Annotated in this window: 19 protein-coding genes, 2 pseudogenes and 1 riboswitch; of the genes and pseudogenes, 14 read left to right on the top strand and 7 right to left on the bottom strand. The window is 73.2% G+C overall.

All coding sequences use genetic code 11. From position 1 onward, the window contains the following. Positions 1-109 precede the first annotated feature (109 nt). The 5 genes and pseudogenes from KME66_RS12025 to KME66_RS12005 all read left to right on the top strand — a co-directional run bounded on the left by KME66_RS12025 (position 110) and on the right by KME66_RS12005 (position 11146). Positions 110-3593: pseudogene (locus KME66_RS12025) on the top strand (protein kinase). Between the two features lie 144 nt (positions 3594-3737). Then, positions 3738-5452 (top strand): annotated as a pseudogene (locus KME66_RS12020) (protein kinase). Between the two features lie 158 nt (positions 5453-5610). Further along, on the top strand, positions 5611-7227 hold the full coding sequence (locus tag KME66_RS12015; protein WP_073227720.1) for a succinic semialdehyde dehydrogenase: 1617 nt from the start codon (positions 5611-5613) through the stop codon (positions 7225-7227). Between the two features lie 116 nt (positions 7228-7343). After that, positions 7344-9224 carry a GMC oxidoreductase gene (locus KME66_RS12010; RefSeq protein ID WP_216321791.1) on the top strand — a complete coding sequence of 627 codons (1881 nt, stop codon included), beginning with the start codon at positions 7344-7346 and terminating at the stop codon, positions 9222-9224. A gap of 164 nt (positions 9225-9388) precedes the next feature. Then, complete coding sequence (locus tag KME66_RS12005; protein ID WP_216321788.1) at positions 9389-11146, top strand: peptidase; 1758 nt, start codon at positions 9389-9391, stop codon at positions 11144-11146. A gap of 355 nt (positions 11147-11501) precedes the next feature. Here the strand turns inward: KME66_RS12005 and KME66_RS12000 are convergent, their stop codons facing one another. Continuing rightward, positions 11502-11801 carry a chorismate mutase gene (locus tag KME66_RS12000; RefSeq protein WP_216321784.1) on the bottom strand — a complete coding sequence of 100 codons (300 nt, stop codon included), beginning with the start codon at positions 11799-11801 and terminating at the stop codon, positions 11502-11504. A gap of 344 nt (positions 11802-12145) precedes the next feature. On the opposite strand from KME66_RS12000, the gene guaA reads away from it, so the two are divergent. From guaA to KME66_RS11970, 6 genes are all read left to right on the top strand, one after another. Then, on the top strand, positions 12146-13732 hold the full coding sequence (gene guaA, locus KME66_RS11995; protein ID WP_073227708.1) for a glutamine-hydrolyzing GMP synthase: 1587 nt from the start codon (positions 12146-12148) through the stop codon (positions 13730-13732). 139 nt (positions 13733-13871) lie between these two features. Further along, positions 13872-14483 carry a Uma2 family endonuclease gene (locus KME66_RS11990; protein ID WP_216321780.1) on the top strand — a complete coding sequence of 204 codons (612 nt, stop codon included), beginning with the start codon at positions 13872-13874 and terminating at the stop codon, positions 14481-14483. Between the two features lie 43 nt (positions 14484-14526). Further along, positions 14527-15297, top strand: coding sequence for a cyclopropane-fatty-acyl-phospholipid synthase family protein (locus KME66_RS11985; RefSeq protein WP_216321777.1), 771 nt, complete (start codon positions 14527-14529; stop codon positions 15295-15297). Between the two features lie 81 nt (positions 15298-15378). Then, complete coding sequence (locus KME66_RS11980) at positions 15379-16167, top strand: class II aldolase/adducin family protein (RefSeq protein WP_216321775.1); 789 nt, start codon at positions 15379-15381, stop codon at positions 16165-16167. A gap of 113 nt (positions 16168-16280) precedes the next feature. After that, positions 16281-17549: a hypothetical protein gene (locus tag KME66_RS11975; protein WP_073227695.1), complete on the top strand. Its 1269-nt coding sequence runs from the start codon at positions 16281-16283 to the stop codon at positions 17547-17549. Between the two features lie 104 nt (positions 17550-17653). Next, complete coding sequence (locus KME66_RS11970; protein ID WP_216321772.1) at positions 17654-18166, top strand: DoxX family protein; 513 nt, start codon at positions 17654-17656, stop codon at positions 18164-18166. Here KME66_RS11970 and KME66_RS33910 read toward each other — a convergent pair. The 4 genes from KME66_RS33910 to KME66_RS11955 all read right to left on the bottom strand — a co-directional run bounded on the left by KME66_RS33910 (position 18073) and on the right by KME66_RS11955 (position 21206). Continuing rightward, on the bottom strand, positions 18073-18336 hold the full coding sequence (locus tag KME66_RS33910; protein ID WP_253208311.1) for a hypothetical protein: 264 nt from the start codon (positions 18334-18336) through the stop codon (positions 18073-18075). The two genes, KME66_RS11970 and KME66_RS33910, sit on opposite strands and share 94 nt — an antisense overlap. Further along, positions 18323-19672, bottom strand: a complete 1350-nt coding sequence (locus tag KME66_RS11965; protein ID WP_073227686.1) for a PspC domain-containing protein — start codon at positions 19670-19672, stop codon at positions 18323-18325. Before KME66_RS11965 ends, KME66_RS33910 begins: the two co-directional genes overlap by 14 nt. Before the next feature lie 143 nt (positions 19673-19815). Next, a complete protein-coding gene (locus tag KME66_RS11960; RefSeq protein WP_216321769.1) occupies positions 19816-20007 on the bottom strand; it encodes a hypothetical protein in 192 nt (63 codons plus the stop codon). Beyond that, positions 20004-21206 (bottom strand): glycosyltransferase family 2 protein, encoded by a 1203-nt coding sequence (locus KME66_RS11955; protein WP_301184490.1) that lies wholly within the window; start codon positions 21204-21206, stop codon positions 20004-20006. The genes KME66_RS11960 and KME66_RS11955 overlap by 4 nt, the downstream gene beginning before the upstream one ends. A 483-nt stretch (positions 21207-21689) precedes the next feature. On the opposite strand from KME66_RS11955, the gene KME66_RS11950 reads away from it, so the two are divergent. Both KME66_RS11950 and KME66_RS11945 read left to right on the top strand, forming a co-directional pair. Further along, positions 21690-22976, top strand: coding sequence for an ATP-binding protein (locus KME66_RS11950; protein WP_216321766.1), 1287 nt, complete (start codon positions 21690-21692; stop codon positions 22974-22976). Continuing rightward, positions 22973-23668, top strand: a complete 696-nt coding sequence (locus KME66_RS11945; protein ID WP_216321763.1) for a response regulator transcription factor — start codon at positions 22973-22975, stop codon at positions 23666-23668. The genes KME66_RS11950 and KME66_RS11945 overlap by 4 nt, the downstream gene beginning before the upstream one ends. 125 nt (positions 23669-23793) lie before the next feature. Here KME66_RS11945 and KME66_RS11940 read toward each other — a convergent pair whose 3' ends face one another. Then, a complete protein-coding gene (locus KME66_RS11940; protein WP_216321760.1) occupies positions 23794-24873 on the bottom strand; it encodes a C40 family peptidase in 1080 nt (359 codons plus the stop codon). Between the two features lie 318 nt (positions 24874-25191). On the opposite strand from KME66_RS11940, the gene KME66_RS11935 reads away from it, so the two are divergent. Beyond that, positions 25192-25545, top strand: coding sequence for a hypothetical protein (locus KME66_RS11935; protein ID WP_216321758.1), 354 nt, complete (start codon positions 25192-25194; stop codon positions 25543-25545). 47 nt (positions 25546-25592) lie between these two features. On the opposite strand, the gene KME66_RS11930 is transcribed toward KME66_RS11935, so the two are convergent. Continuing rightward, on the bottom strand, positions 25593-26789 hold the full coding sequence (locus tag KME66_RS11930; protein ID WP_073227667.1) for a C40 family peptidase: 1197 nt from the start codon (positions 26787-26789) through the stop codon (positions 25593-25595). Beyond that, positions 26788-26943: riboswitch (cyclic di-AMP (ydaO/yuaA leader) on the bottom strand. It overlaps the preceding gene by 2 nt. Positions 26944-26996: the final 53 nt, after the last annotated feature.

Here is a 26996-nt window from a genome sequence, read left to right as displayed (position 1 = left end):
GAGACCGTACGCAGCCGGAACGGCGGGTCAATGGCCCGCCGGACGAACGTGACCGACGGAATCGTGCAGCTCTGATGGCCGGGGGAACAGCGCGCTCTGGGGAGGCGTCGTGGACGACTACGCGGGTCGGGTGCTTGCCGACCGCTACCGCCTTCCGCTGCCCCCGTCCGACGGGTACGAACTGGCCGAGACCCGGGCGTTCGACACCTACAGCGGCCAGGAAGTCCTGGTCCGCCAGGTCCCGTTGCCGGAGATCGTGGACGCCGAGGTGCTCGACGCCGACGGGCGGGCCCCGATGTCCGGGCGGCCCGGCGGGCGGGCGGTCCGCCGCAGTACGGACCCCGCGGTCCGGCGGGCGATCGAGGCCGCGCAGGCCGCCGCCCAGGTGCCTGACCACCCTCGTCTCGACCAGGTCTTCGACGTCTTCGCCGAGGCGGATTCGCTCTGGATAGTCAGCGAGCTCGTCGCGGCCCGGCCGCTCGCGGCGCTTCTCGCCGAGCGCCCCCTCACCCCCTACCGGGCCGCCGAGATCGGCTCCGACGTGCTCACCGCCCTGCGGGTGCTGCACGCCCACGGCTGGACCCACCGCAACATCACCGTGCGCACGGTTCTGGTCTGCGACGACGGGCGCGTCATGCTCACCGGCCTCGCGGCGGGCGCCGCCGAGGAGGCCCTCTGCGGGTACGCCCCCGCACCGCGGCCCGACGCCGATCCGGTGGCCGGTCCGACGACGTACGGCATTCCGGCCCCCGAGCCCACCCCGCCGCGAGAGCTCGGCGGCGTCCCCGCGCTCCCGGCGGCCGGGAGCGACGCGGCGGACGTCCGGGAGTCCGCCGGCGGCCAGGAGTACGCGGAACCGGAGGAGTCCGCCGAACCCGACAGCCCGGAGGGCTACGACGGCCGCGAGGGCTACGGCGGCCGAGAGGTCTACGGCGATCGCGAGGTCTACGAAGGCCGCGAGGGCTATGGCCAAGAGGGCGGGGGGAGCCGGGAGTTCTCCGGCAGCCGGGAGCGCCGCATGGACCGGGAGCTGCCGGTTCCGCCGCTGCCGCTGGGGTACGTGCCGCGCCGCGAGGACGACGCGAACGCCCCGTACGACCTGCCGCCCGGCCACGAGGCCGGCCCTGCCCGGGACGCGTGGGCGGACGGTGGCGAGGCAGGCCCCGTCCGGGGCCAGTGGGCCGACGGTGGCGAGACCGGGACTGCCGGGAGGCAGGAGGCGGACAGCGAGGAGACCGGCTCTGTCGGGGGGCCGTGGGCGGACGAGGAGAAGACCGGTCCTGTCCGGGACCCGTGGGCGGACGGCCATGAGACCGGCCCCGTCGGGGGGCCGTGGGCCGACGGTGAGGAGACCGGCCCTGCCCGGGACCCGTGGGCGGACGGTGGCGAGACCGGTCCCGTCCGGGAGCAGCGGGCCGACGGGCAGGAGATCGTCCCGCGACCGGCCGCCCCCGCCGTTCCCTACACCACAGTCCCACCCCCCGCCGAGCCGGGCGCCGCGAGCGCCGCCCAGCTGCGGGCCGCCCGCGCCGGTGCGATCGCCGCCTACCGCGCGGGCGCACGGGCCGCCGCCCGGATCACCGAGGACCGCCGGCAGACCGACCGTGCCCCGGCCGACCTCACGAACCCCCCGCGGGAGGGGGGCGCAACCGCCTCGGCCGACCTCACGAAGCGGCCGCAGGACGGACGTGCAACCGCGCCGGACGCCGGGACCGTGAGCACCGCCGGTCCCGCCGGGGACGCGGACCGTCCCGGAGCCGCCGCCACCGGTTCCGCCCCCGACGCCGCGGGTGCCCCGCATGCCCCCGGGGCCCCCGTCGGCGGCTCCGACGCCCCCGACGCCCGTGCCCTCCCGTTCCAGCGGCCCACCCCCGGCGCTCCCCGGCTGACCGCCCCCTGGGGCAGCCCCGGCGAGGAGCCCTACGACGACGAGGACGACGAGGACGACGGTGAGGCGCCCCGGCCGCCGGGCCGCCGCGTCCACCTCGCCGGGACCTGGGACGACGGGCCCGGCGCCGGACGGCCCGTGTCCGCCGGCGGATCGGGCGCGGACGCCCTGCGCGCCGACTCCCGGCGGCCCGCCGTATCTGGCTCCGCCGGGAAGGAGGCCGCCCGCACCGCGCCGCTCCCGGCCGCGCGGACCACCGCCCGGGCCTGGGAGGACGCCGTCACGGGCGGTGAACCGGCCGTCTACCGCGGTCCGGCCACTCCGCTCGCCGCCGAACGCGCCCGCCAGGCACGGATCGCCGTCGTCGGACCCGTCACCGAGCGCTGGGCCCCCGAGCAGGCGGGCCCGGTGCACGAGAACTGGCAGCTCGCGCCGCCGATCGGACCCTCCACCGATCTGTGGGCGCTCGGCGCGCTCCTCTACCGCGCCGTCCAGGGCCACGCCCCCTACCCCGAGGAGAGCGCGGCCGAGCTCGTCCAGATGGTGTGCGGCGAGCCGCCCGCCTTCGCGGAGGAGTGCGGTCCGCTGCGGCCCGTCGTCGAGTCCCTGCTGCGTCAGGACCCCACCGAGCGACCGGACTTCGAGGAGCTGCGCGGCTGGCTGCGCTCGCTGGTGCGTTCCGCGCCGGAGCCGGAGGCGGGCGCCGACGTCGTGCCGCTGCCCGCGCCCGACGCCGCCCGGCTCCCCGTCGTGCGCCGCCGGGGTGAGCTGGTCCGGCGGCGCTGGGGCCGGTTCGGCGGCTCCGGGGCGGGCAGGCACCGCCAGGAGCCGCCGGCAGCCGCCGACGCGGGACGGTGGCGTGCAGCGGGACCACTCCACGTCGCTGCTGCCGCCCGACCGTTCCGTGCGCGGGCCCGTGGAGAGCTGGGAGGACGAGCGCCCGGCCCGCGCGCCGCGTGCGCCCAAGGGCCCCCGGGCGCTGCGGGAACCCCCGCGCCGGGGCGAGGGGTCGCCGCGCAAGCTGGGCCGGCTGCTGCTCGTCCTGGTCCTGCTGCTGATGGCCGCCGCCATCGCGTACGCCGTGATGTTCATGCCGAAGGCGGAGCCGGGCCGGGACGACGGAGCGCCCGCGCCCACCGGTTCCGCCGCACCGCCCGCCGCCTCGGGGGAGCCCGCGCCCAGCGGCCCGGCGGACGGCTCCGCCGGGCCCGGCTCCCAGAAGCCGCAGACCAGCCGGTCCGCGGCCGCCCTCGCCCCCGGCTACACGCTCCGCAAGGACGCGGAGGGCTTCGAGGTCGGCGTACCGGAGGACTGGCAGCGCAGCCCGGCCAACGCGGACCGTCAGATCCGGTACGGGAGCGACGGGTTCACCCTGCTCGTGGTGCCCGGCCGGGACACCGTGAAGTCGGGCGGCAGCGATCCCCTGGACTACCAGCGCGACAAGGAGCCCGAACTCCAGCCGTTCCGGGACTCCAGCTGGTCCTCCTCGTCCGGGCTGCGCCGGGTCGACGTCGGCCGGCAGGCGATGGCCGAGGGGCAGTTCACCTGGCAGGAGAGCGGCGGGCGCGAGGTGTTCGTCCGCAACCTCGCCATGATCGTCGACGGCCGGTACCACGTCATCCAGGCCATCGGCCCGGAGAACGACCGGGACAAGGTCACCGAGATCTACGAGCAGGCCATCGCCTCGTACCGGATCGCCAACTGACCGCACGTCATCGGCGCCGCCCGTGGGTGGGGGTTGTGCGGTACCGACAACCATCACGGTGCGGTCTCGTGGGCGATCCCCGGTATCCCCGCCGCGTCCCGCCTCCGTAATCTGGCCCTCCGAGGAACGGGGCGGGGACATCACGTGGATCGATCACAGGGCGCGGACGCGGGACCGGTGCTGGCGGGGCGCTACCGGCTGGGCGACGTCCTCGGCCGGGGCGGCATGGGCAAGGTCTGGCGCGCCCACGACGAAGTGCTGCACCGCACGGTCGCCGTCAAGGAGTTGACCGCCGGACTGTACGTCGCCGAGGCCGACCGGCTCGTCCTGCACGCCCGGACCCAGAAGGAGGCCCGCGCCGCGGCACGCATCACCCACCCCGGCGTCGTCACCGTCCACGACGTGATCGAGTACGACAACCGCCCCTGGATCGTCATGCAGTACGTCGACGGGCCCTCCCTCGCGGACGCCGCCAAGGAGAGCGGCGAGATCGCCCCGCGCGAGGCGGCCCGCATCGGGCTGCACGTGCTGAGCGCCCTGCGCGCCGCCCACGGCGCGGGGGTGCTGCACCGGGACGTCAAGCCGGGGAACGTCCTGCTGGCACGCGACGGGCAGGTGCTCCTGACCGACTTCGGGATCGCCGCGATCGAGGGCGACGCCACCATCACCCGTACCGGCGAACTGGTCGGCTCCATCGACTACCTGGCCCCCGAGCGGGTACGCGGCGGCGACCCGGGCCCGGCCTCCGACCTCTGGTCGCTGGGGGCGACGCTGTACGCGGCGGTCGAGGGGGCCTCGCCGTTCCGCCGTACGTCCCCGATCTCCACCATGCAGGCCGTCGTCACCGAGGAACCTCCCGCGCCGGTCAACGCCGGTCCGCTCGGGGCCGTCATCACCGCGCTGCTCCGCAAGGACCCGGCCGAGCGGCCGACGGCCGCGCAGACCGAGCAGATGCTGCTGGACGCCATGGAGGGCCGCGAACCCCGGGCCGCCCAGGCCCACGTGCCGACCCAGCGCTTCCCCGAGGAGCCCCGCCACGGCTACGGCGGCGGCTCCGTGGCCCTGCCCGGCTCCGAGGGCGCCACCGCCCGGCTGCCCGGCGCGCCCTCCACCGCGACCGGCCCGGCCGCCCACGTCACGCCGGCCGCCCGCACCGCCCCGGCCCCGGCCCCGCCTCCGCCCCGGTGACCCGGCGCGCCGGATCGCGGTGGCGCACGGTGCTCGTCGTGGTCGTCGCCGCGGCCGTGCTGGGCGGCGCCGCCGGGCTGATCGCGATGAAGTACGGCGAGGGCTCGGGATCCCCGGCCGGGGCGAGCGGCGGTCCGGGCGCCGGAAGCACACCCTCCGCTCCCCGGACCGCCCCGGGGCCCACCGGCCCCGCGCAGGGCGCGTCCGCGGTGCCCGACGGCTGGCACCGGGTCGACGACCCGGCCGGCTTCAGCCTCGTCGTGCCCGACGGCTGGGAGCGCCAGGTGAACGAGGGCCAGATCGACTACACCCCGGACGGCGGGGCCCACCGGATACGTATCAGCGTCGACCCCGACCCGGACTTCGACCATCCGTATCTGCACATGGAGAGCCTGGAGGAGCAGCTCTCCCGGAGACTGCCGGGCTACCAGCGGATCGGGATGCAGAAGAACAGCTTCCGCGACCGGCCGGGCGCTCTCTGGGAGTTCCGCTGGAACGAGACCAAGGACCACGCGGGACCCCGGCACGGGATCGACCAGATGTACTACGGGGGCGCCGGCGGTCCCGAGTACGCGCTGTACCTGACGGCCCCGGAGGAGGGCTGGGAGGCCAGCCGCAAGAAGTTCGACATCATGCTCCGCAGCTGGCGCGCACCGCGGGTGCAGCAGTGAGGGCGCCGGGCGATCGGCCGCAACGCCGCTGATCAGCGATTATGTCGCCAGCGATCACTGGCTCGTTCGAAGGGGATGCCGAACGAGCCGGACAGGTCCTGTGAAAAACTGTTACCGACGGGTACCCAAAGGCTCGGGCTGGACATACTCTCGGCCCCATGACGGACTCGCAGGCTCCTGACGCCCCTCTCGGCACGAACCCGGTGGCGGTCGCCCCCGCCGGGGTGCGCACGGCCGCCGACGTGGTCACCCCCGAGGTGATCGCCCAGCTGACCCGCGGCGTCGTCGGGTCGGGCCGAACGGCCAACCACACCCCCTTCACCGGGGAGAAGCTGGCCGACCTGCCCGAGTCCACCCCCGAGGACGTCGCCACCGCCTTCGACCGGGCCCGCGCCGCCCAGCCCGGCTGGGCCTCCGTCCCCGTACGACAGCGCGCCGCCGTCCTGCTGCGCTTCCACGACCTCGTCCTGAGCCGGCAGTCCGAGGTCCTCGACCTCATCCAGCTGGAGACCGGCAAGGCCCGTCTGCACGCCCACGAGGAGGTGCAGGCCATCGCCGTCGCCGCGCGCCACTACGGGCGCAGGGCCGCCTCCTACCTCAAGCCCCGCCGCCACACCGGCGTCGTCCCGACCCTCACCAAGGTCACCGAACTGCGCCAGCCGCGCGGCGTCGTCGGCCAGATCGCCCCCTGGAACTACCCGCTCGAACTCTCCGTGGGCGACGCCCTGCCCGCCTTCGTCTCCGGCAACGCCGTCGTGATGAAGCCCGACACCGAGACCGCGCTCACCGCCCTGTGGGCCCGCGACCTGCTGATCGAGGCCGGACTGCCCGCCGAGGTCTTCCAGGTCGTCCTCGGCGAGGGCCCGGTCGTCGGCCCCGAGGTCGTCAGCCGCGCCGACTACGTCTCCTTCACCGGCTCCACCCGCACCGGCCGCGAGGTCGCCGTCGGCGCGGCCTCCCGGCTGGTCGGCGTCTCCCTGGAGCTCGGCGGCAAGAACGCCATGCTCGTCCTGAAGGACGCCGACGTCGAGAAGGCCGCCGCCGGAGCCGTCCGGGCCTGCTTCTCCTCCGCCGGACAGCTCTGCATCTCCATCGAGCGGCTGTACGTCCACGAGTCGATCGCCGACGACTTCGTCCAGCGCTTCGCCACCCGCACGAAGGCCATGCGGCTCGGCAGCTCCCTGGCGTACGGGGCCGACATGGGCTCCCTCGTCGGCGAACGCCAGCTGGAGACGGTCGCGCGCCACGTCGACGAGGCCGTCGAGAAGGGCGCGACCCTCGTCGCCGGCGGCGTCGCCCGCCCCGACATCGGCCCGCTCTTCTACGAGCCGACCATCCTCGACGGCGTGGAGGCCCCCATGGCCGTCTGCGGCGAGGAGACCTTCGGGCCGGTCGTCGCGGTCTACCGCTTCCGCGACGAGGACGAGGTGATCGCGCTGGCCAACGCCACTCCGTACGGTCTCAACTCCAGCGTCTGGACCACCGACTCCCGGCGGGGCCACGCGGTCGCCGCCCGGCTGCGCACCGGCACCGTCAACATCAACGAGGGATACGCCCCCGCCTACGGCAGCGTCCAGTCCCCGATGGGCGGCATGAAGGACTCCGGTCTCGGCCGGCGGCACGGGTCCGAGGGCATCCTCAAGTACACCGAGGCCCAGACCGTCGCCCAGCAGCGGCTGATCCCGCTCGCGCCCGCCTTCGGGATGGACGACGAGAAGTACGCCGCGTTCATGACGAGCAGCCTCAAGGTGATGAAGGCGTTCCGGCTGCGCTGAGACGCCGGGAAGCCCGGCGCGCGGGAGGCCGAACGCGGACGCCCGACGCGTGGGGGACCGGCCACCGTGACGCCGCAGCACGCCCCTTCCGTACCGATTCCGTTCCGAGGAGTGCCATGTCCCAGGACAGCCCTGCCCAGCATCAGGCCGTCAGCCATGTCCCGGCCGAGGACGACGCCGCGTACGACTACGACGTCCTGGTCGTCGGCTCGGGCTTCGGAGGCGCGGTGTCGGCGCTCCGGCTCACCGAGAAGGGGTACCGCGTCGGTGTCCTGGAGGCGGGCCGCCGCTTCACCCCCGGCACGCTCCCCAAGACCTCCTGGGACCTGAAGAACTACCTCTGGGCCCCCGCCCTCGGGCTCTTCGGCCTCCAGCGCATCCACCTGCTCGGCAACGTCATGGTGCTCGCCGGGGCCGGCGTCGGCGGCGGGTCGCTCAACTACGCCAACACCCTGTACGTGCCGCCCGCCCCGTTCTTCGAGGACCGCCAGTGGGCCTCGATCACCGACTGGCAGGACGAGCTGAAGCCGTACTACGACCAGGCCCGGCGCATGCTCGGGGTCCGCCTCAACCCGACCATGACCCCCTCCGACATCCACCTCAAGGCCGTCGCACAGACCATGGGCGTCGGCGACACCTTCCACATGACCCCGGTCGGCGTCTTCTTCGGCGACGGCAAGGACGCCGACGGCACCGTGAAGGCCGAGGCCGGCGCCACCGTCCCCGACCCGTACTTCGGCGGCGCGGGCCCCGAGCGCAGGGCCTGCACCGAGTGCGGCGAGTGCATGACGGGCTGCCGCCACGGCGCCAAGAACACCCTCAACGAGAACTACCTCCACCTCGCCGAGCGGGCCGGAGCCGTCATCCACCCGATGACCTCCGTGGTCGCCGTCACCGAGGACCCCGAGGGCGGCTACCGCGTCCTCACCGTCCCCACCGACCGCCGCCGCCGGGCGAAGCCCACGAAGCTGCGCGCCCGCGAGGTCGTCGTCGCCGCCGGAACGTACGGCACCCAGACCCTCCTGCACACCATGAAGGACCGGGGGCTGCTGCCCCGGATCTCCGCGAAGCTCGGCGAACTGACCCGCACCAACTCCGAAGGCCTGGTGGGCGCCCAGACCAGCGACCGCCGCTACCGCAGGAAGCACGGCACCGCCAAGGCCGACTTCACCCGGGGCGTCGCGATCACCTCGTCGATCCACCCCGACGACAACACCCACATCGAGCCCGTCCGCTACGGCAAGGGCTCCAACGCCATGGGCATGCTGACCGTCCTCCAGGTGCCCTACGGGGCCCACCGGGTACGCCGCTGGGTCGCCGGCATGATCAAGCACCCGGCCCTCGCCGCCCGTTCGCTCTCCAACCGCCGCTGGTCCGAGCGCAGCATCATCGGTCTGGTCATGCAGTCGCTGGACAACTCCCTCACCACCTACCGCAAACCGGGCGGTATCGGAAAGGGCCTGCTCACCGCCCGCCAGGGCCACGGCGCCCCCAACCCGACGCAGATCCCGGAGGCGACCCTCGGCGCCAGCCTGCTCGCCGAGGAGATCAACGGCTTCGCCGGCTCCAACGTGGGGGAGCTGATGGGCACCCCGCTCACCGCCCACTTCCTCGGCGGCTGCCCGATCGGCGCGAGCGCCGAGGAAGGCGTCATCGACCCGTACCACCGCCTCTGGGGCCACCCCGGCATCAGCGTCGTCGACGGCTCCGCCGTCTCCGCGAACCTCGGCGTCAACCCGTCGCTGACCATCACCGCCCAGGCCGAGCGCGCGATGTCGCTGTGGCCCAACAAGGGCGAGGCGGACCCGCGCCCGGAGCAGAGCGCGGCCTACGAGCGGCTCGCCCCGGTCGCACCGCGCACGCCCGCCGTGCCGAAGGAGGCGTTCGGCGCGCTGAAGCTGCCGTTCCTGGGCATCCCCGTGGTGCCCCCGAAGGGCACGGCGGAGGCCGGGACGGACGTCAAGGGCGTCGGGAACACCCCCGTACCCAACCCGTGACCGAAGCGCGCGGGACCGTGCCCGATCCGTGACCTCGGGCGCGGGGCCGTGCCCGACTCGTGATCTCAGGGAGGACAACCGTTCGGGAAGCTGTGGGGTCCAACCCGTACCGCCACAACTGTCACAGCAGCCACACAGCTCCTGCCGAACGACTGAGGTACCCGATGACACGCTTTTCCCCCAGAACCGTGCTGCACCGCGCAGCCGGCTCCCTCGCCGCCGCCGGCCTGCTGGCCGCGGCCTCGCTCGCCGGGGCGGCCGCCCCGGCACAGGCCGCGGACGCGCCGGTGTTCACGCTCGGCGGCCCCGCCGAGACCGCCCTGCACCCGTACCCGGAGAGCGGCAAGCCGAAGTCCTCCACGGTCGGGATCAGCCTCAACAATCCGTCCGAGGACGAGGAGAACGGCGGCTTCGGCGGCTCCTTCACGCTCACCTTCGACCTCAGCGGCGTCGCGGGCGTCGCCGATGTGGAGTTCGAGGGGGAGGGCAACCCGGACTGCGAGGTCACCGGCACGAAGGCCGTCTGCGAGGACTGGGGCATCTGGCCCGGCCTCAACGGCGCGGTCGACCTCTTCGTCACCGCCGCCGACGGCAGCGAGAACGGCGACACCGGCACGATCACCGTGACCGGCGAGGCGGACGGCGCCACCTTCACGCCGTTCACCACCCGGCTCACGGTCGGCGGCCCCGACCTGGTGATGGAGCGGCTGCCGTTCAGGACGGAGCTGACCCCGGGGGAGAAGCAGCAGGCCCCGATCACCTTCGCCAACCGCGGCACCCGGGACGCCGACGGCGTCCTGCTCACCCTGCGGTACTCGCGCGGCCTCGACATCCCGCAGCGCTACTCCAACTGCGAGTACACGGTGGACGCCCCCGACCAGCCGGACTTCGGTTCGACCACGGCGCTCTGCTCCGTCGAGGGAGCCTTCGAGGCGGGCGCGACGTACACGCTGGCCACCCCGCTGACGCTGGAGGCCACCCAGCGCGCCTACTACGACACCTTCCTCTACCGCGTCCAGGAGGACAGCGCCGCCCAGCGCGCCGCCCAGCGTGCGGGCGCCACCTTCGAGCGGGGCACCGGCGGCGTGCTGAAGGCGGTCCCGGTCAAGAAGGGCCCCGCGGCCCGCAGCACCGACCTCGATCCGTACGACAACCAGCAGGACGTCGACTTCCGTACGAAGAACACGGCCGACTTCGTGGCGTACGGCGACGACGTGGCCGGGCCCGAGGGCTCCACCGTCAAGGCCGACATCGGCTTCCGCAACGAGGGCCCGGCGTGGATCGGCCACATCCGGTCCGGCGAGGACGTCGCCACCGTCGACTTCACCGTCCCGCAGGGCGCCTCGGTCACGTCGAAGCCGGAGCGCTGCCGCGCGGTGCAGGCCGACGGCACGTACCGCGAGGACCAGAAGAGCCCCGCGCCGCGCTACGTCTGCAACACCTCCATGTCCGTGCGGGACGGGGCCGGCCTCGACCTGCCCTTCGAGCTGCGGGTCGACAAGGCCATGGTCGGCGCGAGCGGCGAGGTGACCGTACGCGACACCTGGCTGCAGAAGCCGAAGCTGCCGTTCGACCCGAATCCGGCCAACAACACCGCCTACCTGATCCTGAACGGTGAGGGCGACGGCTCCGACTCCGGTGGCGCGACGGAGGGCGGCGACGGCGGCTCCGGTGAGCCGTCCACCCCGCCGACCTCCACCCCGGCCCCGGAGGAGAGCGCGCCGGGCACCTCCGGCACCTCCGGCACCACCACGTCCGGCGGCTCCTCGGCGGGCACGGCCGGAGGCTCCGGCGGTGGAGGCGGCGGCCTCGCCTCGACGGGGTCGGTCGCCCTGATCGCCTCGGGCACCGCGGCCGCGGCACTGGCCGCCGGCCTGGTGCTCTTCACGGCGGCACGGCGACGGGCCGCGCGCCAGAGCTGAGAAGCGGAGCGTGGCGGAGGAGGGATCGGGCCTCCGCCCGGATGTGTTCCGATGCGGCCGACCCGGGCGTCCCCGGGATCGGCCGCATATGGGGTGACCGGGCTGCTGTCCCCTGCGGACCGGTCACATACGCCGGGTCGTGGTCCCACGACGCACCTGCAGTACGTCACACTTCCCGGCGGAGCCACGCGTGGTTTCCTACCGATGCCGCCCCTGGTTGGCACGGACACCCGGACCAACGAAGGCACCGCGCTCCTGGTCACGCGCCGTACGGGTGAGACGGGTCCCGAACGCAGATACGGCCCGTGCGGCGCGGGCGGAGAACCGTTCCGTCCGCGCCGCCGCCCGCCCCGGCTCAGACCCGGCCGCGGCACAGCTCCAGGAGCGTCATCGCCAGCGCGGTGCCCGGCTTGCCCAGCGCGTCCCGGTAGTGACCGAGCACGGCCGTCTCGCGGGAGAGGCTGACCCGCCGACCGCCCGAGGTGATCCGGGCCTCCTGGATCACCGCCGAGACGGCCATCCGTTCCTGGACGAGACCGATGATCCGGTCGTCGAGGGCGTCGATGCGCTCCCGCGCACCGCCGATCAGGGCGGCGGCCTCGTCGGTGTGCGCGCCGGTGGCGGCGGTGGTGTCCGTGGTGCCGATGCTGCTCATGGTGACTCCCGTGGGTCGTGGCTGACGGCCCCCGGGGCCAGGGCCCGGACACGGCAGACGCCCCGGGCCTGGTGGCCCGGGGCGCCTGGAACGCTGCTTGTCAGTGGGTCAAGCAGCACGACCATGGCAGCCGGCGGGCCGGATGCCATAGGTAAAGACGAAGGTCGTGTGCTGACGCATGGCGCACAGTATGGCCCCGATGCCGTCGCCCCGACAAAACGCGGCCCGGATCGTGAGACGTGACCGGGCGGGCGCACCCCCGCGACCGGCCCGGCGGAGGGGCCGTGCACGGCCGGTAGAATCGGAAGAACCGACCCTCATCACCACCGCCGGAAGGCCGCCCCGTGCCAGCAGCACCCCCCGCCGCCCCCGACGCCACGGCCGACGTGGTCCTCGTCGTCGACTTCGGCGCGCAGTACGCCCAGCTCATCGCCCGCCGCGTCCGTGAGGCCCGGGTCTACAGCGAGATCGTTCCGTCCACCATGCCGGTGGCCGAGATGCTGGCCAGGAACCCCCGCGCGATCATTCTCTCCGGCGGTCCGTCGTCGGTGTACGCGGAGGGTGCGCCGTCCCTGGACCGCTCGCTGTTCGAGGCCGGGGTCCCGGTCTTCGGCATGTGCTACGGCTTCCAGCTGATGGCGACGGCGCTCGGCGGCACGGTCGACGACAACGGGGCCCGCGAGTACGGCCGTACCCCGCTGCACGTCACCAAGGCGGGCTCGACGCTCTTCGAGGGCACGCCCACCGAGCAGCCGGTGTGGATGTCGCACGGCGACGCCTGCTCGGCCGCCCCCGAGGGCTTCACGGTCACCGCCTCCACCGACGTGGTCCCGGTCGCCGCCTTCGAGAACGACGAGAAGAAGCTCTACGGCGTCCAGTACCACCCGGAGGTCATGCACTCGACCCACGGCCAGCAGGTCCTGGAGCACTTCCTCTACCGCGGCGCGGGCATCGAGCCCAACTGGACCACCACCAACGTGGTCGAGGAGCAGGTCGCCCTCATCCGCGAGCAGGTCGGCGACAAGCGCGCCATCTGCGGCCTGTCCGGCGGCGTCGACTCCGCCGTGGCGGCCGCGCTCGTCCAGAAGGCCATCGGCTCCCAGCTCACCTGCGTCTACGTCGACCACGGACTGATGCGCAAGGGCGAGACCGAGCAGGTCGAGAAGGACTTCGTCGCCGCGACCGGCGCGAAGCTGAAGGTCGTCGACGCGGAGAAGCGCTTCCTCGACGCCCTCGCCGGGGTCTCCGACCCGGAGCAGAAGCGGAAGATCATCGGCCGCGAGTTCATCCGCGTCTTCGAGCAGGCCCAGCTGGAGATCCTCCAGGAGGAGGGGCCCGAGGTCGCCTTCCTCGTCCAGGGCACGCTCTACCCGGACGTGGTGGAGTCCGGTGGCGGCACCGGCACCGCCAACATCAAGTCCCACCACAACGTCGGCGGTCTCCCCGACGACATCGAGTTCCAGCTCGTCGAGCCGCTGCGCCAGCTGTTCAAGGACGAGGTCCGCATGGTCGGCCAGGAGCTGGGCCTCCCCGAGGAGATCGTCCAGCGCCAGCCGTTCCCCGGCCCCGGCCTCGGCATCCGCATCGTCGGCGAGGTCACCAAGGACCGCCTCGACCTGCTCCGCGAGGCCGACGCCATCGCCCGCGAGGAGCTGACGGCGGCCGGCCTGGACCGCGACATCTGGCAGTGCCCGGTGGTCCTCCTCGCCGACGTCCGCTCGGTCGGCGTCCAGGGCGACGGCCGCACCTACGGCCACCCGGTCGTGCTGCGCCCGGTCTCCTCCGAGGACGCGATGACGGCCGACTGGTCGCGCCTGCCGTACGAGACGCTGGCGAAGATCTCCACCCGCATCACCAACGAGGTCGCCGACGTCAACCGCGTCGTCCTCGACGTGACGAGCAAGCCGCCGGGGACGATCGAGTGGGAGTGACCCCACCCGCCTCCTGAGCAGCACCCGGAGGCCACCGGGTCAACGCCGATGCCGTCGCTCATTCGTTTGGGCGGCGGCATTGTCGTATCGGATGGGTACGCTGAGTGAAGAGACGAGACTTCGGCGTATGGGAGCAACTATGAGCGCCGCACCCGAGGACCGGCTCGGCCAGGAGCCGAACCGGTGGCCGGTCCCGCCGGAGGGCGGCTGGACGGCGGACGACCTCGACCGGATTCCGGGCCTCCCGCCCCACACCGAGCTGATCGACGGGAGTCTCGTCTTCATGAGTCCGCAGCGGAAGTTCCACACGCGAGCCATGTGGCTGCTGGAGTCCGCCCTCCTCGCCCACGTCCCCGCGGATCTGGACGTGGACCGGGAGATGACCATCAGGCTCAACACCAGCAACCGCCCGGAGCCCGACCTCCTGGTGTACCGGGCCGATGCCGACACCGGCCCTGACCAGACCTGGTACGCACCCGAGGACGTCGTCCTCGCCGTCGAGGTCGTGTCCCCCGACTCCCGGGAGCGCGACCGGGGCGTCAAACCGCGCAGGTACGCCGAGGCCGGCATCAAGCACTTCTGGCGGGTCGAGCAGGACGACGACGATCTCCCCGTCGTCTACGTCTACGAGCTCGACCCGGCGACGCGCACCTACACGCCCACCGGCATCCACCACCGGAAGATGAACCTGTCCGTTCCCTTCCCGATCGACGTGGACCTCAGCGAGGTGTACCGCCGGGGCCGCCGCTAAATCCCTGGCACAGGCCCCACCCCCCGTGCCAGGCTCTTCGACCATGTCCGCCGAAGAAGTCCGCTCCGTCATGTCCGCCGCCGGGAACGACCGTCTCACCTGGAACACCCCCCTCTCCGAGGACCACGCGTCCCGTCTCATCGCCGCCTGCGACCCCGCCCCCGGGGCCCGGATCGTCGACCTCGGCTCCGGCTGGGGCGAACTGCTGATGCGGCTCGTGGAGTCCGCGCCCGGGGCCACCGGCGACGGCGTCGAGACCGACCCGGACGCCGTGGCGCGCGGACGGAAGCTCGCCGGGGAGCGGGGGCTCGCGGACCGGGTGCGGTTCCACGGGACGCCCGCGGCCGAGTGGACCGAGGGAGGCTACGATCTCGCCGTCTGCATCGGCTCCTCGCACGCCTGGCCCGGCGCCACCGCACGCGAGTCGACCGCGAACGCCCTCGCGGCCCTCGCGGCCGCCGTACGCCCCGGCGGGCGGGTGCTGTTCGGCGAGGGGATCTGGCAGCGGGAACCCACGCCCGCCGCGCTCGCGGGGCTGGGCGCCGGGCCGGAGGACTTCGGATCACTGCTGGAGCTGATCCGGCTCGCCGAGTCCGCCGGGCTCCGCGCCCTCCAGGTCACCGTCGCCGACGAGCGCGAATGGGACCTCTTCGAGTCCGAGGGCCCGATCGGACGGGGGCAGCGGTGGGCCCTGGCGAACCCCGGACATCCGCTGCACGCCGAGGTGACGGCCGAGGTCGACGCCCGCCGCACCGGCTACTACGGCGGCTACCGCGCCTCCTTCACCCTCGCCTATCTGGTGCTCGGCACCTGACCCGCAACCCACCTCTTCTCACCAACCCCACCCGGCGGTAACTTCCGTTCCTGTACGCCCCCGAGAACGTGAGGAGCCGCCGTGTCCGAGCAGATCGCCGTGTCCGACCCCGCCCCGATCCCCGTCGAGCAGCTCCAGTTCGCGATGCCGCCCGTGCACGCCTCGCCCGCCGAGGAACGCACGTACCGCAGGGAACGTCTGGCGGGCGCGCTGCGGCTGTTCGGGCAGCTCGGATACGAGGACGGGGTCTCCGGGCACATCACCGCGCGCGACCCCGAACTGGCCGACTGCTTCTGGGTCAACCCGTTCGGGGCGCCTTTCGCCGACATCACCCCCGGGGACCTGATCCTCGTCAACGGCGACGGCCAGGTCGTCCGGGGCCGCTTCCACGTCAACCAGGCCGCGTTCGCCGTGCACGCGGCGGTGCACCGGGCCCGTCCGGACACGGTGGCCGTCGCGCACACCCACTCCACGCACGGCCGGGCGCTCGCCGCCCTCAGGGAGCCGATCGAGCCGATCACCCAGGAATCCTGTGCCTTCTACGAGGACCACGCGCTGTACGACCACTACTCCGGGGTCGTCGTGGACGAGGACGAGGGCCGGCGGATCGCCGCCGCGCTCGGGCCGCACAAGGCGGTGATCCTGCGCAACCACGGGCTGCTGACCGTCGGGGACTCGGTGGACGCGGCGGCCTGGTGGTTCCTCACGCTGGAGCGCGCCTGCCAGGTGCAGCTGCTGGCGCGCGCCGCCGGGAAGCCCGTGCTCATCTCGCACCGGGACGCCGTGACCACCCGCGATCAGCTCGGCAGCGACCTGGTGGCCTGGATCAACTACCAGCCCCTGTGGCAGCGCATCGGTCGAACGTTCTGACGACACCCGCCCCCGGCCCGCCCCGATGCGGGGGCCGGTCGCCCGGTACGGCACAATTCGTCGATATCGCAAGTGAGTTGGCTGTACCGGGGCGGGAAAGGGCGTAATCCTCCGTGGCGTTGGACGAAACCAGGACGAGCGGCAGGGACAGCGGCGGCTGCACCTGCGGCGACTGCCCGCACGGAGCGCGCCGCGGACACCGGCACGCGGTCGCCGCGTTCCTCGCCAAGCGCGACGAACTCGCGGCGGGCAACGGACTGCCCGCCGGGGTCGCCCAGTCCGCCTCCGCCTCCCGGCAGTGGGTCTCCGACGAGCTGACCGGGTCCGCCCGCGCCGTCGCCGAACGGGCCCGGGAGGCCGGGGACGCCTGGCTGCACCGGCTCTGGCGGTCCACCCTGTTCACCGTCTGGGGCGCCGCCGGGGCGCTGCTCGTCGGGGTCTGCGTCACCGCGATCGGCGCCGGCTGGTCCACCGCCCGCACCGCCGCCCTGCTGGCCGCCCTCGTCACCGCCGGGCTGCTCACCGCCGCCGCCCGCCTCCACCGCGCCCGGGGCGGCCTCCTCGCCCCGCTGATCGGGGAGGACAACCGGCTCTCCACCTCCCGGACGGTCGCCGCCTCCTGGGTGCTGCTCGCCGTCTTCGCCGTCCTCGTCCTCGCGCTGCAACTGGCCGGGGCCTCCGACCCGCAGGCGCGGGACGCGCTGATCGAGGGGCTCGACCTCGTGCGCTCCGCCGGGGTCGTGGCCGTGCTGGCGCTGGTGTGCGCGGTCGCCGTCGTCGTTCGCCGCGTCGTCACCGTACGGGTGCTGGGCCGGCGGCTCCAGAAGCTGCGCGCGGACCGGCCGCGCGCGGCGGACCTGCTCACCGACGACTCCGGGCGCGGGTCGTTCACCGATGTGCAGTACGTGCTGGTCAGCGCCGTCGCCGTGCTGTTCGCCGCGGTCCGCCTGGCCCGCCGCCCGGAGCAGCTGCCCGACCTGCCGTGGGGGCTCGCACTGCTGGTGGCCGTCTCGGCGGCGACCTACTTCGCCGGGAAGTACGCGGAGGGCGGCCGGCCCGTCGTGCTGTCGGTCGTGCGGGCCCGGGAGGCCGGGGACCTGGACGGCGCGATCCGGACCGGCGACGACATCGAGATCCGGGGCGCGGGCTTCGTCCCGCCCGGCGCGGGCACCCCCGAGCGGCTGGCCCGGCTCGTCGTGCGGATAGGGACCGTCCACGTCCACGTCCCGCTGGTCCCGGTCGCCGGAGGCTTCGCCAACCCCACCGACACCGTCCTCACCGTGCCCGTCCCGGTCGAGGTCGAACCGGGGACCGTGGAGGTCCAGGTCGTCACCGCCGCCGGGGTGGAGACCGACCCGATCCCGATCGACGTCACCGACTGACCACCGTCCCCAGGCACCGAACCGCCCCGCAACCCTGGTGAGCGCCGCGCCGAAGGCGTACGTATGGTCGAAACGACGGGACAGCGGGAAGTGGGGCAGCGGCCATGAACGGATACGGCGACAGCGGTTCGTACGGACTGGGCGAGCGCAGGACACGCAAGGAGCGGGCGGGCACGTACGCCCTGCTGCCGCTGCGGATCTTCCTCGGCGTCACCTTCGTCTACGCGGGCCTCGACAAGCTCACCGACAGTGCGTTCCTGTCCGCGACCGGCAGCGGCTCGATCGGCGAGATGATGCGCGCGGTACGCGACTCCTCCGCGACCCCCGCCCTCGTCGACCTGGCCCTGAAGAGCCCCGAGGGCTTCGGCTACGCCATCGCGATCGGTGAGCTCCTCGTCGGCCTCGGCACCCTCGTCGGCCTCTGGGCCCGGCTCGCGGCGCTCGGCGGGGCGCTGATCTCACTGAGCCTCTGGCTGACCGTGAGCTGGCAGGCCACCCCGTACTACTACGGCAACGACCTGCCCTACCTCATGGCGTGGCTGCCGCTGGTGCTGGCGGGCGCCCCGTTGTTCTCCGCCGACGCCTTCCTCGCCGCGCGCCGCCGCCGCAGCAGGTAGGCGGCCCAGGTCACGGTCGCGGCCAGCCCCAGCCCACCGCAGAACAGCGGCAGGAAGAACGTCCACGGAGCCTCCCACGCCCCGGCCGCGTCCGCCGCGTACCCGGCGGCCAGACCCAGCATCACCAGGCCCGCCACAGCCCTGCCGGGCCGGAATTCATGACGCAGCACGGGTGACCTCCACCTGTCCGATGCCGACTTCCACGACCAGTTCGACCGTCCCGGCGGGCGCCGTGCCCTCCGGCGGCGGCAGCGTGCGCTCGGTCGACTCGCCGTTGTTGATCCGGACCTGCACCCGCTGCCCCTCCTCGAGTCGGACCTCCCCGAGACCCGCCTCGGCGCGCACCTCGACCGTCACATCCGCCGGAACGACCACGGCCGCCCGCCCCGCCGCCACGTCGAGCGCCGTGCGCACCGTCTCGCCCTCGGGGACCTTCAGGCCGGACAGGTCCAGCCGGGCGTCACCCGTGCTCAGTTCGTAGCGCGGCTGGACGGCGGTCACCGAGGCGGGCCGCCACTCCTGGCGGGCCCAGGAGGTGTCGATGTCCTTCGGCAGCACCGCCGCGCCGGCCAGCAGGCCCGCCGTGACCATCGCCATGAGGACCGTGCCGAAGCCGGTCCGTCCCAGCAGCGAAGCGGTCAGCAGGCCGAGCCCGAAGACGGCGAGAGCCGCGACGAGACCGATCTGGAGCGCGGTGCCCAGCGGCTGGTGCTCCCAGCTCAGCCCCGTGCCCAGACCGCCCGCCACCAGCGCCGTCAGGAAGACCACACCGCCGATCGAGCGCGGCCCGCGCGGCGCGGGCGAGGGCTGCGGCGCCCGGAACGGGGCGTCCGGAGTGGGCCGCCCGGCCTTCGCCCCGGCCCGCGCCGCCTCCGCGTCGGTGTCCGGCGGTCCCCACAGATAGCCGGAGCCGACCGGCCCGGTGGTGCCGTCCTTGACGATCGGATCCCGCCACCACGACGGACCGCCCGGCGTCGGAGGGGCCTTCACCTCCGGCGGCGGCGTGCCGAGCCCGCCGGTGTGGGCGGGTCCCGGAGGGGCGGCCGGTGCGCCGGGCGGGGCGGCCGGGTCCTCGGGGTCCGCCGTCCGGCGGGACTGCGTCCACACGGCGAAGCCGACGACGGCCACCGTCAGCAGCGCGGCGAACGACAGCATGCCCCGGTTGTGCAGCATCGACAGGAAGAGACCGCAGCCGATCAGCGCCAGCAGCAGCGCCACCAGGGCCGCCCCGTCGACCCGCCCCGACAGCAGCTTGCGCGCCTCGTTCTGGTCCTCGCCGTCGGCGGGCAGCAGCAGCCAGGCGAAGCCGTAGAAGATCAGCCCGATGCCCCCGGTCACCGACAGCACCCCGATCACGATCCGGAAGATCACCGGGTCCACGTCGCAGTACCGGCCCAGCCCGCCGCACACCCCGGCGACGACCTTCTGCCGGGGGGTGCGCCGCAGCGTCGGCTTCGGCGCTTCGGGGGGCGCGACGCCGGGAGCGGCGTTGGAGGGAGCGGTCATGCCTCCATGGTGACGGCCCGGACCGCCCGCCGGGACCCGCCCCGACCCTGGACGGTCCCTGATATTGGCCGCGCACGCCCCTGAAGGGCCGGGCGCGGCGGACTGTCCGTCCATCGCCCCCGGCGACCGGGCCGGACCGTCGCTCACCCCGGGGAGGGCTCCCTGGAGGGGAACACGGCCGGGGGCCGCGCCGAGCGCTCGTCCACGACGCGCGCGTCGTGCCACCTGCGGGCGAACGAGGCCAGGTAGCAGCCGGCGCTGAACAGGAGGATCAGCAGGCTGACGCCGAGGAAGACCAGGCCGAGCGGGCCCAGTTCGGAAAGGGTGCGTGTCACGCCCATGTGGCCGCTCCGGAGGTGTAGGAGCGCCACAGGGAGGCGCCCATCCAGTAGGTACGGATGAACTGGAAGACCAGCTCCGGCAGGAGCAGAGCGCACACCAGCATCGCCTTCCAGCCCAGCGGGATGACCCGGACCGCCGAGAAGACCGACCAGGCGAGCAGGAGGAGCAGCCAGAGCGGGTCTCCGGCGGGCTGCCCCTGCGCGATGGACTGGGCGGCCCACACGGCGACCCAGCCGAGGCTGTAGGCGAAGCCGAGGAGGCCGAGTACGTACTGGACGATCGAGAGCCGCGTGTGCCGGGTCCAGCCACGCTGCCGCATGATGTCCAGTGTTCCGCGTACCCAGCGCTCCCGTTGGCGCACCAGGTCGCCGAGAACCGGCATCAGGTCGGTGTAGGCGACGCAGTACTGGTTGGCGGTCACCCGCCAGCCCGCCTCCTTCAACGACAGCGTTGTCTCGTAGTCCTCGACCAGGTTGCCGCTGTGCTGCCAGAAGACTTCGCCGCGGGCGTCGATGAGGTGCTGAAGGGCGGCCGTGCTGTAGAAGGAACCGGCGCCGGCCATGGTGTGCAGGTCGGTCCGGGAGCGTGTGTGGGCGTACCTCCCGTACTCGATGATCTGCATCCCGGCGAGGTAGCGCTGCCATGGGTTCTGCCACAGACCGCTGCGGCCGTAGCAGGTCGCGCTGACCCCGCCCAGAGTCGGATCGGATTCCATGACCATCCGTGCCCGCTGGACGAATCGTGGATGCAGGGAGGTGTCCGCGTCCATGACGAGGACGTAGCGTGCCGCGCCGGTGAGGTCCCCGCACTGCTCGGCGAGACCCGCGAGGGCATGGTTGAGAGCCCCCGCCTTCTTGTGGGGATTGTCGGGCAGGCACAGGACCCGGGTCTGCGGAACGCCGGGCCGGCCGGCGAACTCGCGGGTGATGCGCTCCGTGCCGTCCGTCGAGTTGTTCACCACGACGAGGATCAGGTCGGGGCGGTGGGTCTGGGCGGCCAGGGACTCCAGGGAGCTGAGCACTTCGGCTTCCTCGTTCCGGGCCGGGATCACGACCACGGTGTCGTGCGCTGGTTCGCGATGCGCTTTCGGCAACACCTTGTCCACTGCTGGGGGCGGCGCCTGCCTGACGGCTTCGGTGCCTGGGGGAAGTGCTTCCTCGGAATCGAGCAGGGCCGACCCTGTCAATGCCATAAGGGTTCTCCAGTCGAGCGCGGATCGATATGTGCAGCACACGGCACTGTGTACCTGGTTCACCTGGCAGCGGTCATGATCACACACCTCTTGTCATTGGTCTGGACCTGTCTCGGTGTACGGGTCGCGAAGAAGTGGCGAACTCTGGTCCGGTCTTTTCGGTTGATTGCGTTGGCAACGATCTACGTATGCATTCCGGCCACTCCGTCAGCCACGCTTTTGGGAGAAACCGCCCGATCTCGGCCGAGGCTGCCTTATGTGCATTTGATGAGACGTCAGGGAGGCGGCCGGCGTCCGGTGAGCGAACTCACATGAGCACCTCCGGGGCTCCGTCTCCGCAGGGCGCGTTCCAGAGGCGCCACCGCGCGTCGGACCGCATCGAGACGGACGCCGGCACCCGGCCGCGTGCGGGGGACGGCATCAGGGTCACTTCGGGGGCTGACCCTGATGCCGCACCGCGTGCGCGCGTGTGACGATCGGGGTATGCCCGCCGCCACCGCCCGAGCCGCCAGCTCCTTCACCGCCGACCCGGGGGAGACGCCGCCGCGCAAGCTCTACCGCAGTGCCGACGGACGGCTGCTGGGCGGCGTCGCGCGCGGGCTGGCCGGGCACCTGGGCCTGCCGGTCGCCTGGGTGCGGCTCGTCTTCCTCGGACTGTTCGTCACCGACGGCCTCGGCGCCCTGCTCTACGCGGTCTTCTGGATCGTCGTCCCGCTCGGCGTCGGCGGCGTCGAGCCCTCCCGCTCCGTCTTCGAGACCGGCGCCGACGGCCGCCGCAGGCTGCGCAAGCCGGACAAGGGGCAGGTCTTCGCGCTGATCGCCCTGGTGAACGGGGCCGTGGCCTACTTCGTCAACGTCGACATGGGCGGCGAGACCGGTCGCTACATCTGGCCCACCCTCCTCATCGGCGCGGGCTCCGTCCTGGTCTGGCGGCAGGCGGACAACGCCCGACGCGCCCGCTGGATGGAGGTCAGCCGCAACCGCAGGCTGCTCCACGTGGCCCGCGGCCTCGCCGGGGTCGCCCTGGTCGGCCTGGGCCTCGCCGTCTTCCTCGTCGTCCGCGGCTCCGCCGCCCAGCTCGGCAATGTGCTCACCGCCGCGATCGCCGTGCTGACCGGCATCTTCCTGCTCGCCGGGCCCTACCTGGTGCGGATGACCCAGGACCTGTCCGAGGAGCGCCTGATGCGCATCCGGGCCCAGGAGCGGGCCGAGGTCGCCGCCCACGTCCACGACTCGGTGCTCCACACCCTCACCCTGATCCAGCGCAACGCGGACGACGCGGGCGAGGTCAGACGCCTCGCCCGCGCCCAGGAACGCGAGCTGCGCAACTGGCTCTACAACCCCGAGGGCACCGGCAAGGACGAGGACGACGAACCGGAGACCCTGGGCGAGGCGGTCAAGCGGGCCGCCGCCGAGGTCGAGGACAAGCACGGCGTCCCCCTGGAGGTCGTGGTGGTCGGCGACTGCCCCCTCGACGAGAAGCTGGCCGCCCAGATGCAGGCCGCGCGCGAGGCGATGGTCAACGCCGCCAAGTACGGTGGCGAGGGCGGGGCCGTCCAGGTCTTCGCGGAGGTCGAGGGCCGGACGGTCTTCGTGTCCGTACGGGACCGGGGTCCGGGCTTCGACCTGGACGAGGTTCCCGCGGACCGGATGGGCGTACGAGAATCAATCATCGGCCGGATGCAGCGCAACGGCGGGAGCGCCCGGCTGCGTTCGGTGCCCGGCGGAGGCACCGAGGTCGAGCTGGAGATGGAGAGGGCGGGCGAATGACCGAGAACACCGGGGCCACCGGGGGCCCGGAGCGGCGGGTACGGGTCGTGCTCGTCGACGACCACCGGATGTTCCGCACCGGGGTGCAGGCCGAGATCGGCCGCACCGAGGAGACCGGCGTCGAGGTGGTCGGCGAGGCCGCCGACGTCGACCAGGCGGTCACCGTCATCACCGCGACCCGCCCCGAGGTCGTCCTCCTCGACGTCCACCTCCCGGGCGGCGGCGGCGTCGAGGTGCTCCGCCGCTGCGCCCCGCTGATGGGCGCGGTGGAGAACCCGGTCCGCTTCCTCGCGCTCTCCGTGTCGGACGCGGCCGAGGACGTCATCGGCGTGATCCGGGGCGGCGCCCGCGGCTACGTCACCAAGACGATCACCGGCACCGACCTCGTCGACTCCGTCTTCCGGGTCCAGGAGGGCGACGCGGTCTTCTCGCCCCGACTGGCCGGGTTCGTCCTGGACGCCTTCGCCTCCACGGACGCCCCGCCGGTCGACGAGGACCTGGACCGCCTCACCCAGCGCGAGCGCGAGGTCCTGCGGCTGATCGCCCGCGGCTACGCCTACAAGGAGATCGCCAAGCAGCTGTTCATCTCGGTGAAGACGGTCGAGTCGCACGTCTCGGCGGTGCTGCGCAAGCTCCAGCTCTCCAACCGGCACGAACTGACCCGCTGGGCGACGGCGCGACGGCTGGTCTGAGACCGGGGGCCAGGGGACGGGGACGGGGGCCAGGGGCCCGTGCCGGCCCGGTACCGGGGCCTCGTGCCGGCGTCCGGTGCGGGAGCCCGGTGCCGGCGCATGGCGCCTGGCGCCGCGGCCCGGGGCTACGCCACCCGGGTCGCGCCCGCGAACGGCATCTGGTCGATCGGCGCGATGCGCACCGGTGCTCCCGGACGCGGGGCGTGGATCATCTCGCCGCCGCCGATGTAGAGGCCGACATGGCTGATCCCGGAGTAGAAGAACACCAGATCGCCGGGGGCCAGTTGGGAGCGCGGGATGCGCTGTCCGGCGTTGATCTGGGTGTAGGTGGTGCGCGGCAGGCTGACCCCCGCGGCCTTCCAGGCCGCCTGGGTGAGGCCGGAGCAGTCGAAGGCGTTCGGTCCGGTCGCGCCCCAGACGTACGGCTTGCCGATCGCGCCGCGGGCGAAGGCGATGGCCTGCCCGGCGCGGGAGCCGGTGGCCGGTGCGGGGCCGCTGCGGGCGGTGGAGCGGTCGGCGTGGACCGGGCCGCCGCCGTGCCGGGCGTCGGCGGCGCGTTCGACGTCGGCCCGTTCGTCGGCGGTCAGGGTGGCCAGCAGCTTCCGGGCGTCGGCCAGCTTGGTGCGGATCGCGGCGCGGTGCTCGCGCAGTTCGGTGCGCCGGGCGGCGAGGCGTTCGGTCTCCTCGTCGGCGCGGGCCTTGACCTGGGAGATCCGGGAGACCTGCCGCTTGATGTTCCGCAGCAGCCCGCTCTGCCGGTCGCCCGCCCGGTCGAGGTAGGAGGCGCGTTGCAGATAGGCGTCGGGGTCGGAGGAGAGCGCCAGTTGCAGGGCCGGATCCAGGGTGCCGGAGCGGTACTGCGCGGTGGCCAGTGAACCGAGCGCGTGCCGGGCGGTGTTGAGGCGGTCGGTGCGGCGGGCGGCCTCGTCGGTCAGGGCGTCGACGGCGCGGGTGGCGGCATCCGCCTTCTCCTTCGCTCCGTTGTACTTCTCGGTGGCGACCTCGGCGTCGTGGTAGAGCCGGTCGACCTTCGCCTTCACCTGGTCCGCGGTGGGGGCCGGTTCGGCGGGGGCCGCCCCCGCACCGGTGACCGATCCGGCGGTGGCGGCCCCGGCGAGCGCCAGGGTGGCGGCGGTGCGGGCAGCAGGGCCGAAGAGCGGGCGCTGCTTGGGTTTTCGATGAGCTGACCTGCGGTGCGCTGCCACGGGGGCGGCATCCTTCCTCTCGGCTGTCCGCCGGGAAACGGCGGCGGGTCCGGGATGGACGCTAATCCTGGCGAGGGGAAAAGAGTCGCCATGACAGGTATTGCCCTGATGTGACGTTTCGCCGGTCACGGATGATCGAATCGATCAAGGAAGTCGAAGGCGGCAAGGAAGCCGTAGGCGGCAAGGAAGCCGAATGCAGCAAAGAGGCCGAAGCCGTCAAGGAGGCCGAGCCATCAGGGGGGAGAGAGGCCGGGGGCGGGCGAGGAAGGCTTACCTCACTGAAGGGTAAAACTTTGGCCATGGCTAGGCTGCCGAGCCATGGACGTACTCATCAATGTCTTCGTCGCCCTGCACATCATCGGCATCGCCTCCCTGCTGGGCGGCTTCCTGACGCAGATGAAGGCCATGGGGTCCGGGGCCGCGCGCTTCACCCCCGCGATGCTGCACGGCGCGCTGACCATGCTGGTCACCGGCATGGTCCTGGTCGGCCTCAACCAGGCCGACGACCAGACCGTGAACAACGTCAAGGTCGGTATCAAGCTGGCGCTGCTGGTCGTGATCCTCGCCCTGGTCTACGTCAAGCGCGACGAGGAGAAGACGGGCAAGGGCCCGTTCATCGCGGTCGGCGCCCTGACGACCGCCAACATCTTCATCGCCACGGTCTGGACCTGAGGCCGGTCCCGGTCGTCCGGGGGGCGGCCTCAGGTCCGGACACCGGGTCACGCCGGGCGGACGCTCCCGTAGATCGGCATGTAGTAGATCGACTCCTCGCGCACGTTCGCACCGGGCTTCGGGGCGTGGATCATCATCCCGTCGCCCTTGTAGATGCCGACGTGGCTGATGTCGTCGTAGAAGAACACCAGGTCCCCGGGCCGGAGGTCGGACGTGGCGACCCGCGTGCCGACCTCGACCTGGTCCCAGGTGGTCCGGGGCAGGGTCACGCCCGCCTCCCGCCAGGCCGCCTGCGTCAGCCCCGAGCAGTCGTAGCTGGCGGGACCCGAGGCCCCCCACACGTACGGCTTGCCGATCTGGGCGCGGGCGAAGGCCAGCACCTTCTCCGCCTTGGCGGCGTAACCGCTGTCCGTACCGGACCCGGACCCCGTGTCCGTGCCCGTACCGGTGCCCGATCCGGATCCCGGACCGCCGCCGGAATCCCGCGCCGCCTCCTCGCGGGCCTGCTCCTCGGCCTCGGCCTTCTGCTTCGCCTCGGCGGCCTGGCGGGCGGCCAGCTTCGCCGCCTTCTCCTTCGCCTCGGCCTCCTTCCGCCGCTCCAGCTCCGCCAGCCGCGCCTTCTCCTCGGCGGTCAGCCGGGACAGCAGCTCGCGCGCCTCGGTCAGCTTGGCCTGGACGTCCTTCTTGCTGGAGGCGAGCGTGGCCTGCGTCTCGGTGAGGGTCTCCAGACTCTTCACGGCCTCCGCGCGCTTCTTCGCCGCCGAGGCCTGCTGCGTACGGAAGTCACTCAGGGCCATCTGCTGCCGCTGCGTCGCCCGGTCCATCAGCCGGCTCTGGTCGAAGTACCCCTGCGGGTCGTCCGCGAGGAAGAACGTCGCCGTGGGAGCGATGCCGCCGCTGCGGTACTGGGCCGCCGCGTAGGAGCCCAGCGCCCGGCGCGCCTCGTTGATCTTCTCGGTCCGCTTCGCCACGTCCGCGAGCAGCCCGTCGACCTTCTTCTGCTGCGACGAGGAGGCGGCCTTGGCCCGGTTGTACTCCTGGGTGGCCGTGCCCGCCTGCCGGTACAGGGCGTCGACCTTCTTCTGCACGTCCTCGATGGCGGGCTTCGGCTCCGCGGGCGCCGCCGTGGCGCTCTGCGTGGAGAGCAGCGTCACCGAGGCCAGCGCGGCCGTCGTCAGTCCGACGGCGGGGGTGGTGGTGCGCACCTTCGTGCGCGGCTTGCGATGCGATGCCAAGACCGGCATCTCCTTCCGTGGACCGCCTACCGGGTTAGCTGTCGGGTTCGGACGGAACGGAAGGCTGTCCTACGGTCCGCATACGGGAGTGCGGGCCGATTCACCCCGGTGCTGCGTGTGGGTCCCCGGTTCCGGACCGCCGGGGAGGCGGCGCGGATTCGGCAGAGGTGTCCGTCAGGCGCGGTTCGCCTCAGGGAGGTACGGATCACCTGACCG

The sequence above is a fragment of the Streptomyces sp. YPW6 genome, from assembly GCF_018866325.1.
GTDB lineage: Bacteria > Actinomycetota > Actinomycetes > Streptomycetales > Streptomycetaceae > Streptomyces.
This window is presented reverse-complemented; position numbering and strand designations above follow the sequence as displayed.

Coding starts and splice junctions, on each gene's coding strand:
- KME66_RS12015 (WP_073227720.1), top strand. CDS start 5,611: ATGACGGACTCGCAGGCTCCTGACGCCCCTCTCGGCACGAACCCGGTG.
- KME66_RS12010 (WP_216321791.1), top strand. CDS start 7,344: ATGTCCCAGGACAGCCCTGCCCAGCATCAGGCCGTCAGCCATGTCCCG.
- KME66_RS12005 (WP_216321788.1), top strand. CDS start 9,389: ATGACACGCTTTTCCCCCAGAACCGTGCTGCACCGCGCAGCCGGCTCC.
- KME66_RS12000 (WP_216321784.1), bottom strand. CDS start 11,801: ATGAGCAGCATCGGCACCACGGACACCACCGCCGCCACCGGCGCGCAC.
- KME66_RS11990 (WP_216321780.1), top strand. CDS start 13,872: ATGAGCGCCGCACCCGAGGACCGGCTCGGCCAGGAGCCGAACCGGTGG.
- KME66_RS11985 (WP_216321777.1), top strand. CDS start 14,527: ATGTCCGCCGAAGAAGTCCGCTCCGTCATGTCCGCCGCCGGGAACGAC.
- KME66_RS11970 (WP_216321772.1), top strand. CDS start 17,654: ATGAACGGATACGGCGACAGCGGTTCGTACGGACTGGGCGAGCGCAGG.
- KME66_RS11965 (WP_073227686.1), bottom strand. CDS start 19,672: ATGACCGCTCCCTCCAACGCCGCTCCCGGCGTCGCGCCCCCCGAAGCG.
- KME66_RS11955 (WP_301184490.1), bottom strand. CDS start 21,206: ATGGCATTGACAGGGTCGGCCCTGCTCGATTCCGAGGAAGCACTTCCC.
- KME66_RS11950 (WP_216321766.1), top strand. CDS start 21,690: ATGCCCGCCGCCACCGCCCGAGCCGCCAGCTCCTTCACCGCCGACCCG.
- KME66_RS11945 (WP_216321763.1), top strand. CDS start 22,973: ATGACCGAGAACACCGGGGCCACCGGGGGCCCGGAGCGGCGGGTACGG.
- KME66_RS11935 (WP_216321758.1), top strand. CDS start 25,192: ATGGACGTACTCATCAATGTCTTCGTCGCCCTGCACATCATCGGCATC.
- KME66_RS11930 (WP_073227667.1), bottom strand. CDS start 26,789: ATGCCGGTCTTGGCATCGCATCGCAAGCCGCGCACGAAGGTGCGCACC.